The organism is Pediococcus stilesii (assembly GCF_001437075.1).
Classification (GTDB): domain Bacteria; phylum Bacillota; class Bacilli; order Lactobacillales; family Lactobacillaceae; genus Pediococcus; species Pediococcus stilesii.
In genome coordinates, this window is sequence record NZ_JQBX01000006.1 from 101330 (window position 1) to 110349 (window position 9020).

7 protein-coding genes are annotated in these 9020 nt (G+C 38.0%); all 7 read left to right on the forward strand.

The window, feature by feature from the left end; all coding sequences use genetic code 11:
* Window positions 1–96: 96 nt before the first annotated feature.
* Window positions 97–2745: a DNA mismatch repair protein MutS gene (gene mutS / locus IV81_RS03950; RefSeq protein WP_057802506.1), complete on the forward strand. Its 2649-nt coding sequence runs from the start codon at window positions 97–99 to the stop codon at window positions 2743–2745.
* 10 nt (window positions 2746–2755) lie between these two features.
* Window positions 2756–4681 (forward strand): DNA mismatch repair endonuclease MutL, encoded by a 1926-nt coding sequence (gene mutL / locus IV81_RS03955; RefSeq protein WP_057802508.1) that lies wholly within the window; start codon window positions 2756–2758, stop codon window positions 4679–4681.
* A gap of 49 nt (window positions 4682–4730) precedes the next feature.
* Entirely contained in the window at window positions 4731–5318 is a 588-nt protein-coding gene (gene ruvA / locus IV81_RS03960) for a Holliday junction branch migration protein RuvA (protein ID WP_057802510.1), read from the forward strand.
* 9 nt (window positions 5319–5327) lie between these two features.
* Window positions 5328–6335, forward strand: coding sequence for a Holliday junction branch migration DNA helicase RuvB (ruvB, locus tag IV81_RS03965; protein ID WP_057802512.1), 1008 nt, complete (start codon window positions 5328–5330; stop codon window positions 6333–6335).
* Between the two features lie 9 nt (window positions 6336–6344).
* Window positions 6345–7379: a tRNA preQ1(34) S-adenosylmethionine ribosyltransferase-isomerase QueA gene (queA, locus tag IV81_RS03970; protein WP_057802514.1), complete on the forward strand. Its 1035-nt coding sequence runs from the start codon at window positions 6345–6347 to the stop codon at window positions 7377–7379.
* A gap of 17 nt (window positions 7380–7396) precedes the next feature.
* Window positions 7397–8539 (forward strand): tRNA guanosine(34) transglycosylase Tgt, encoded by a 1143-nt coding sequence (tgt, locus tag IV81_RS03975; protein WP_057802516.1) that lies wholly within the window; start codon window positions 7397–7399, stop codon window positions 8537–8539.
* Window positions 8540–8604: 65 nt separating this feature from the next.
* A complete protein-coding gene (yajC, locus tag IV81_RS03980) occupies window positions 8605–8991 on the forward strand; it encodes a preprotein translocase subunit YajC (RefSeq protein ID WP_057802517.1) in 387 nt (128 codons plus the stop codon).
* The last annotated feature ends 29 nt before the right edge of the window (window positions 8992–9020 follow it).

Sequence of the window (9020 nt, forward strand, 5' to 3'; positions counted from 1 at the left end):
TCCGCTCTTTTTTTGTTTATGTTAAAATATCCTTTGTTAATTCAAGAAGGAAACGGATAAAAGTAATTAGAAATTAAAAGCTGAAAGGGAGAAATAATGCCTCAAAAAACAAGTGATACGCCAATGATGCGTCAATATATGGAAATAAAGAACCAGTACCCAGATGCTTTTTTATTTTATCGAATTGGCGATTTTTATGAATTGTTCTATGAAGATGCCATTAAGGGTTCTCAGCTTTTAGAGCTAACTTTAACAGCCAGATCAAAAAATGCCGATGACCCAATTCCAATGTGCGGTGTCCCACATCATGCTGCACAAAACTATATTGATATCTTGGTTGATCAAGGTTATAAGGTAGCAATTTGTGAACAAATGGAAGATCCCAGAACGGCTAAGGGAATGGTAAAGCGCGAGGTCATCCAGCTGGTTACGCCTGGTACTACGACGGATAAAGGCGTAGAAGATGCCAAAGAAAATAATTACTTGACGGCAGTTAGTTTTGATGAAGAAGCCAAAAAATATGGGTTTGCATATACAGATCTTTCGACTGGTGAACTTAAGGTAGCCGTTTTAACCGATTTTGATAGCGTAATTAATGAGGCTGTGGGACTACAGACTAAAGAAATTGTAACTAATCAAAATTTTGCCGAAAATTTTAAGAAACAATTCGAAGAGCTAAACATCTTAGTCTCACAGCAAAATGATATCGAGATCTCCTCGGAACTCAGCTATTTAATTCAAGATTTGAAAATACCAACAGAGATTCAAGTAGTCAAACAGTTATTAATGTATGTACAAGTTACTCAAAAACGTAATTTAGCACATATCCAAAAAGCAGTTGCGTATGAGCCTTCATTCTTTTTAAGGATGGACCATGCTTCTAAGTATAATTTGGAACTGACACGTTTGATTCGAACAGGAAAAAAACAAGGAACACTTTTATGGCTTTTAGACGAAACTAAAACGGCAATGGGCGGGCGTCTTCTAAAACAATGGTTAGATCGTCCGTTAATAAGGAAAAAAGAGATTACCGACCGTCAAGAGCGCGTACAGGTTCTAGTTGATAATTTTTTTGAGCGAAGTAATTTACAAGATGAACTGACTAAGGTCTATGATTTAGAAAGGTTGGCTGGACGTGTTGCGTTTGGAAATGTAAATGGCCGCGACTTAATTCAACTAAAAACGTCGTTAAGACAAATACCTAAATTACGGCATATTCTTGGTGAATTAGATCATCCAGTATTTGATGAGGCATTAAAACATCTTGATCCAGTTGGTGATATTGCCGATCTTATCGAAAATTCAATTAACGACGATGCGCCAATTTCAATTACCGATGGTGATGTAATTAAAGATGGATATAATTCAAAACTTGATGAATATCGTGATGCCATGCGCAATGGGAAGAAGTGGATTGCTGATTTACAAGCCAAAGAGCGAGAAGAAACACAAATTAAAAATTTAAAAATTGGATATAATAAAGTTTTTGGTTATTATATTGAAGTGACTAGGGCTAACTTAGATAGCATTCCTGAAGGCCGTTATGAAAGAAAACAAACCCTAACCAATGCAGAACGATTTATTACCCCAGAATTAAAAGATAAAGAGCAAATTATTCTTGAAGCTGAACAAAAGTCAACGGATTTGGAATATGCACTTTTTAAAGAAATTCGGGAATTAATCAAAGAGCAAATTGAACGCTTGCAAAATTTGGCAAAACAGGTTGCTGAAATCGATGTCTTACAAAGTTTTGCTGTGGTCAGTGAAAAATACCAGTTTGTTAAGCCGACAATGACCAAAAATCATTCGATTGAAATTAAGGATGGGCGCCATCCGGTTGTCGAGAAAGTAATGGGGCATCAGAGCTACGTTCCAAATGATATTGATATGGATTCGAGTACCGATATTTTACTGATCACGGGACCAAATATGTCAGGGAAAAGTACGTACATGCGTCAGTTGGCTTTAACGGTCATTATGGCTCAAATGGGTTGTTTTGTGGCAGCTAGTTCTGCGACGTTACCAATTTTTGATCAAATATTTACCAGAATAGGGGCCGCCGACGATTTGATTTCTGGGCAAAGTACATTCATGGTGGAAATGCAGGAAGCAAATCGGGCCTTGAAGGATGGAACCAGTAATAGTTTGATTCTCTTCGACGAGATTGGTCGAGGTACCGCAACCTATGATGGAATGGCACTGGCACAGTCAATTATTGAGTTTATTCATCAAAATGTGCATGCAAAAACTTTATTTTCGACGCATTATCATGAGTTAACGGATTTGGATCAAACATTAGACCATTTAAAAAATGTTCACGTTGGGGCAGTTGAACAGGATGGCAATTTAGTATTCTTACACAAAATGGAGCAAGGTCCTGCGGATAAATCGTATGGGATTCACGTTGCTAAATTGGCTGGAATGCCTCAAGATCTTTTGGAACGTGCTTCTGTGATTTTAGAGGAGCTGGAAAAAGATGACCAAGAAGTCGAAAAGAACGATAATTCTACGGACGCCTTACCCAGCACTCAAGATAAAAATAGTGATTTAAATGAAGACCCAGAAGAATTAGAAGAAGTGGCTAAACCACGTGTTGAAGAACAGATGGCATTATTTGAGTCAGAAAAAGAACCATCTTTAAAGGAACAGGTTGCGAGTCAACTAGCACAATTAAATCTAATGGATATGACACCGATGGAAGTTATGAATCAACTTTATAAGTGGCAAAAGAAACTTCGCAAGTGAGGTGGAAAACTTGGCAGAAATACATGAATTAAGCGAAATATTAGCAGATCAGATTGCAGCTGGAGAAGTTGTGGAACGTCCGGCATCCGTTGTTAAAGAACTAGTAGAAAATGCAATCGATGCTGGTGGGAACAGAATTGATATTTTATTGCAGGAATCGGGTTTAAAATCGATTCGGATTATTGATAATGGAAGTGGGATTGACGGTCAACAAGTAGAATTAGCCTTTAAGCGTCACGCAACAAGTAAAATATCATCCAGAACGGACTTATTTAAAGTTGGAACTTTAGGATTTAGAGGTGAGGCACTACCTAGTATTGCCTCAATTGCTGACGTAAAAATGGTTACCGCCAATGGAAATGGTCCTGGAAAAAGTGTTCACTACCACGGTGGACAACTGCAAGCTGTTGGTGAAGCACAAAGTCGTCGCGGAACCGATATTACGGTTAACGACCTTTTTTACAACACGCCTGCCCGATTGAAATATTTAAAATCATTACAAACTGAACTATCAAAAATTACTGACATTGTGAATCGAATTGCGCTTAGTTATCCTGAAATTGCTTTTTCTCTGCAAAATGATGGTCGTGAACTGATGCGAACTTCTGGCCATGGAAATATCCAGCAGGTTCTGGCTAATATTTATGGTGCTCGTAATGCCCAGAAAATGGTTAAGATTGTCGGAGAAAATGTTGATTTTAAAATCAATGGATACGTTAGCTTACCGGAGTTTACTCGTGCTAATCGTAGTTATATTACAATTTTAGTTAATGGTCGGTATATTAAAAACTTCCAAATTAGTAAAGCAATTATTGAAGGTTATGGGTCAAAACTGATGGTAGGACGGTATCCGGTTGCGGTGCTAAACGTCCAAACCGATCCGGTGCTAGTTGATGTTAACGTTCATCCAACAAAACAAGAAGTCCGAATTAGTGAAGAAAATGAATTATTAGAGTTAATTTCAAAAACAATCTTTGATGAACTTGCTGATAAAAATCTGATTCCGGATGCGGTTGATAATCTGAATCATAAAAAAATCGATTCTAGAACTAGCGAGCAATTAGACATGGCACGTTTGGCAATTTCAGGTTCATTTGGACAAATACGAGAAAACGATGAGGGACAAAACCAAGATAGAAATGAAATCCTAGAAGCTGATGGATCAATTCAAACCAGCGAACCTACGCCAATTGTAATTAGTAGCCGAGAAGATTTGAATTCTGATAGGGTTGCTGAATTTAAGGCTAAGTATGCGAAACAAGCTGAAAACGTAGAAGTCACGAGTACGGAAGCAGAAAAAAATGGAAATGATGCAGTTCGTTTTCCAACGTTAACGTTCATTGGCCAAATGCATGGAACCTATCTTTTCGCGGAAGCAGAAGATGGATTATACATTGTTGATCAACATGCAGCTCAAGAACGAATTAACTATGAATATTATCGCGTTCAAATTGGTGAGGTAAGCGATGATCAACAGGACTTACTTGTACCAATTTATTTGGACTATTCAACAACGGATGCGTTAAAAATTAAAGAACAAAGTGCAGTGTTAGAATCATGTGGTTTATATTTAGAAGAATTTGGTAAAAATACTTTTATTGTTCGTCATCATCCAACGTGGTTCAAAAAGGGTCAAGAAGAAGATACGGTTAAAGAAATGATTGATTACGTTTTAAATGATAATTCAATGACCGTGGCCAAGTTTAGAGAGGCAAATGCAATTATGATGAGTTGTAAACGTGCGATTAAAGCAAATCATCATTTAGATGAGCGTGAGGCAAAACAGCTCTTAACTGATTTAGCGAAAGCGCAAAATCCATTTAATTGTCCTCATGGTCGACCTGTGCTAGTTCATTTTTCAACAACGGATATGCAAAAAATGTTTAAGAGAATTCAAGATCCGCATCAAACACATTTGATGGACGAAGATGTGTGATACAATCAAATTAGATACGAACAAACGTTTGAAAAGAGAGGTCCGTTAAATGTATGAATATTTGAATGGAACAGTCGTCGATATTACGCCTTCTTATATCGTCGTTGATTTAAATGGGGTTGGATTTTTAGTAAATGTGGCTAATCCATACAGTTTCAAAATTAATGAATCACAAAAAGTTTTTGTTTATCAAGCCGTTTCAGAGACCGATCTAACCTTGTATGGCTTCAAAAAAAAAGAGGATAAGGAATTATTTTTAAATCTTCTAAAGGTTAAAGGAATCGGTCCTAAAAGCGGATTGGCAATTTTAGCAAATGATGATCATACCGGATTAATTAACGCTATCAATAATAATGACGTTAATTATTTGAAGAAATTTCCTAAGATCGGTCCTAAAGCAGCCCAACAAATTATTTTAGATTTGAAGGGTAAAGTGGCAACTAATGATGAAGAAGGAACCCTTTTTCAAGTTTCTGGTAGTTCAAATAGTGCATTGGACGAGGCTTTAGAAGCGCTGATTGCGCTGGGATATTCTGAACGTGAGGTTAAAAAGTTAACCAAAGCGCTCGAACAGGGTGCTAGCAAAACCACCGATCAATATATTAGCGCGGGATTAAAATTATTGATGAAAGGATAGAAAACAAGGATGGATGATGAACGTATTACCTCTTCTAAAGTTCAAGATTCAGATGAGCAAGCTAATGAACAGTCCTTGCGCCCTCAAACCTTAAATCAATATATTGGTCAAGACCAGATTAAACATGAGCTTGCCGTTTATATTGAAGCGGCTAAAAGAAGAGAAGAAGCATTGGATCACGTCTTACTATATGGGCCACCCGGGCTAGGTAAGACCACTTTAGCAATGGTTATTTCAAATGAGATGGCAGTTCAAATTCGGACCACTAGCGGTCCCGCAATTGAAAAACCGGGAGATTTAGTTGCTTTATTAAACGAATTACAGCCAGGAGACATTCTGTTTATTGATGAAATCCATCGCTTACCTAAAATTGTAGAAGAAATGTTGTACTCTGCAATGGAAGACTTTTTTGTCGATATTGTAGTTGGACAAGGACCAACGGCGCATCCAATTCATTTTCCGTTGCCACCCTTTACGTTAATTGGAGCAACAACAAGGGCTGGGCTTTTATCAGCCCCTCTAAGAGATCGATTTGGCATAGTGGAACATATGAATTATTACACAACCACGGATTTATCTAACATCGTTTGCAGATCGGCAGCTATTTTTGAGTCGCATATTGATAATGAGGGTGCGCATGAAATTGCTAGCCGTTCAAGGGGAACACCCAGAATTGCCAATCGATTATTAAAGAGGATTAGAGACTTTGCAGAAGTTGAAAATGATGCAAAAATTGATCAAAAAATTGTCGAAAAATCATTAAAACTTTTACGAGTGGATGATCAGGGACTAGATCAAACCGATCAAAAAGTTTTGAGGACGATGATTGAATTATATGGTGGTGGCCCAGTCGGACTATCGACGATTGCCGCAAATATTGGTGAAGAGCCAGATACAATTTCGGAAATGTATGAACCATATTTATTACAAATTGGTTTCTTAAAAAGAACTCCCAGAGGTAGAATGGTAACAGAACGAGCATATGAGCACCTGGGAATACAATATATAAACAAGTGAGGAAACACAATGACATTAACTACCGAAGATTTTAACTACGATTTACCGCATGAATTAATCGCTCAAACCCCAATTAAAGAGCGGGATGAATCCCGCTTATTAGTTTTGGATCATCAAACCGGGAAAATGGAAGACAAACATTTTTATGACATTATTGATCAACTTAATCCTGGTGATGCAGTTGTTATGAACGATTCACGGGTAATGCCTGCTCGGATTTATGGGATCAAGGACCAAACTGGTGGACACTTTGAGGTATTGTTGTTACATAATATCGAAGGTGATCGTTGGGAAACACTTGTTAAACCGGCTAAGCGCGCTAAAACGGGCACCAAGATTGTTTTTGGAGATGGTGCCCTAACGGCTACCGTGACTAAGGAACTTGATCATGGTGGACGAGAGATTGTTTTTGATTACGATGGAATCTTTATGGAAGTATTAGAAAAGCTTGGTGAAATGCCACTTCCTCCATACATTAAGGAAAAGTTGGACGACCCTGAACGTTATCAAACAGTTTACTCAAAAGAACCTGGATCAGCCGCTGCACCTACCGCTGGCTTACATTGGACCAAGGAGTTGCTGGAAAAGGTTGAAAAAAAGGGAATTAAACTAGTGTATTTAACGTTGCACGTGGGATTGGGTACTTTCCGTCCAGTGGATGAGGATAATATTGAAGATCATAAAATGCATAGCGAATTTTATCGGTTATCAGAAGAGTCTGCTAAAACATTAAACGAGGTTAGAAACAACGGTGGGAGAATTATTGCCACCGGGACAACCTCAATTCGAACCCTTGAAACCATCGGTACAAAGTTTAACGGCGAAATTAAGGCGGATAGTGGTTGGACAGATATTTTTATTAAACCGGGCTATGAATGGAAGGTGGTTGATGCCTTCATCACTAATTTCCACTTACCTAAATCAACGTTAGTAATGCTCGTTGCTGCTTTTACAGGCCGCGAAACGATTTTAAATGCTTACGAACACGCAATTAAAGAAAAATATCGCTTCTTTAGTTTTGGAGACGCGATGTTTATTAAATAACTGAACGGAGAATACATTTGGAACCAGCAATTAAATATCGATTAATTAAAAAAGACAAACACACGGGAGCACGTTTGGGAGAAATTATAACCCCTCACGGAACCTTTCCAACCCCAATTTTTATGCCAGTGGGGACCCAGGCGACGGTTAAGGCAATGTCTCCAGAAGAGTTAGAAGACCTAGGTGCGGATATCATCCTTTCAAATACGTACCATTTATGGGTAAGACCGGGCGAAGAAATTGTAAAAGAAGCCGGTGGATTACACCAGTTTATGAACTGGAAAAAGGGAATTTTAACTGATTCAGGCGGGTTTCAGGTATTTTCTTTAGCGAAGTTAAGGGATATTACTGAAGAAGGAGTTCACTTTAGAAACGAACTTAATGGCGCTAAAATGTTCTTATCACCTGAAAAAGCAATCCAAATTGAAAATGATTTGGGTCCAGATATCATGATGAGTTTTGATGAGTGTCCACCATATTTTGAAAGTTATGATTATGTTAAACATTCAGTTGAAAGAACGAGTAGGTGGGCTGAACGGGGTCTAAAGGCGCACCGTAATCCGGAAACACAAGGACTTTTTGGTATTATTCAGGGTGCGGGATTTGAAGACTTAAGAAGGCAAAGCGCAAAAGATTTAGTTAGCATGGATTTCCCAGGTTATTCAATTGGTGGACTTTCAGTTGGGGAATCTAAAGATGAAATGAATCGAGTTCTCGATTTTACAACACCTTTAATTCCGGAAAACAAACCTAGGTACTTAATGGGAGTGGGCTCGCCAGACTCATTAATTGACGGGGTGATCCGAGGAGTAGATATGTTTGATTGCGTTTTACCAACACGTATTGCTCGTAACGGAACTTGTATGACGAGTCATGGACGATTGGTTGTAAAAAATGCCAAATATGCAAGAGACTTTACGCCAATCGATGATAATTGTAACTGTTATACGTGTCGAAACTATACAAGGGCTTACGTACGACACTTGATAAAAACAGATGAAACATTTGGACTGCGCTTAACTAGCATTCATAATGTCTACTTTTTGGTTCATTTAATGAAGGATGTTCGCCAAGCAATTATGGATGATAATCTATTAGAGTTTCGACAAAATTTCTTTGAAGAGTATGGATACGGGAAAGAAAATAGCAAGAATTTCTAAGAGTACTGGTTTACGGTGAATATTTTTGGTACAGTATTGTTATGGAATAATAGCGAGGTGAAAAAATGTTAGTAGCAGCTGCAAATGGTGGTTTTGGAATGAGTACAATTGTATTTTTTATCTTAATTTTCGGATTAATGTACTTTATGATGATTAGACCACAACGTAAACAACAACAAAAACGTCAAGAAATGATGAATCAACTCAATGTTGGTGATAATGTTGTCACAATTGGCCGCCTTCACGGAGTGATTGATTCAATCAATGACGAGGATAAGACGGTTACGTTGGATTGTGACGGTGTCTACTTGGTTTTTGATCGTATGGCAATTATGCGAGTTGATCAAAAACCCGTAGCGGAAACAACCGAATCAACAACAACAGCTGAAGATACTTCAAATGTTGAAGAACCTTCAGAAGAAAAGCAAGACAAAGAAGATCAAAAAGACTAATTTGTTTGGCTGTCCGTCAATTGGTGTGA

Excerpts from the sequence above, each read along its gene's own strand:
- ruvB (WP_057802512.1), top strand. The coding sequence starts at position 5,328 with ATGGATGATGAACGTATTACCTCTTCTAAAGTTCAAGATTCAGATGAG.
- yajC (WP_057802517.1), top strand. The coding sequence starts at position 8,605 with ATGTTAGTAGCAGCTGCAAATGGTGGTTTTGGAATGAGTACAATTGTA.
- ruvA (WP_057802510.1), top strand. The coding sequence starts at position 4,731 with ATGTATGAATATTTGAATGGAACAGTCGTCGATATTACGCCTTCTTAT.
- mutS (WP_057802506.1), top strand. The coding sequence starts at position 97 with ATGCCTCAAAAAACAAGTGATACGCCAATGATGCGTCAATATATGGAA.
- queA (WP_057802514.1), top strand. The coding sequence starts at position 6,345 with ATGACATTAACTACCGAAGATTTTAACTACGATTTACCGCATGAATTA.